Annotated in this window: 1 pseudogene (only partly in view); it reads right to left on the reverse strand. The window is 69.9% G+C overall.

Features of this window, described 5'->3' with window-relative positions:
* Nucleotides 1–805, reverse strand: a pseudogene (gene thrB, locus K789_RS23285) (homoserine kinase) (its annotated part extends 132 nt beyond the left edge of the window); the annotation flags it as partial.

Genomic DNA, 805 nt, shown 5'->3' on the forward strand with positions numbered 1-805 from the left:
CCCCGCCGTTGGCCAGGACAAGGACGGTGGGGCCGGCCCCTGAGACGACGGCGGCAAAGCCCGCCCGCCGCAGGGCCGCGATCAGGTCCGCGCTGGGCCGCATGGCATCCGCGCGGTAGCTCTGGTGCAGGTAGTCCTCGGTGCCGGCGAGCAGCAGGTCCGGCTTCTGCGTCAGCGCAAGGATCAGCAGGGCCGCACGTCCCGAGTTCATGGCCGCGGCGTGGTGGCCCACCGAGGCGGGCAGCAGCGCACGTGCGGCTTCGGTGGACAGTTCAAAGTCCGGCACGGCAACCACGGGAATGACCGTGGAAACGACAGCCGCGCACGTGCTGCTGTACTGGTCACTGTCCTGCCATGACAGCGCCAGTCCGCCGAAAATGGCGGGTGCGACGTTGTCCGGGTGGCCTTCCATCTCGCTCGTGAGCTGCAAGACCCAATCCTTGCCCCGGCGCGACGTTTCGGGGACCAGGGCATTGGCGGCGGTCACGGCGGCAACGACGGCGCAGGCCGAGGAGCCCAGCCCGCGGCCGTGCGGATTGACATTGTCTGCCGTGATCCTCAGGCCGTCGTGCCGGAAGCCCAGTCGGTGCAGTGCCTCCGTGAGGGCCTTGACCACCAGGTGGCTGGCATCGCGGGGAAGGGACTCGGCCCCTTCCCCGCTGAGTTCGAATTCCAGCTCGCCGCTGTCCAGGGTTTCCACCGTCAGGGTGTCGAACAGCGTCAGCGCCAGGCCGAGGCTGTCATAGCCGGGGCCGAGGTTCGCGCTCGTCGCCGGCACGCGGACCGTCACGAGCTGACCGGCCGG

Origin of the sequence: Arthrobacter sp. TB 26, assembly GCF_000427315.1 — a bacterium.
Lineage (GTDB): Bacteria > Actinomycetota > Actinomycetes > Actinomycetales > Micrococcaceae > Arthrobacter.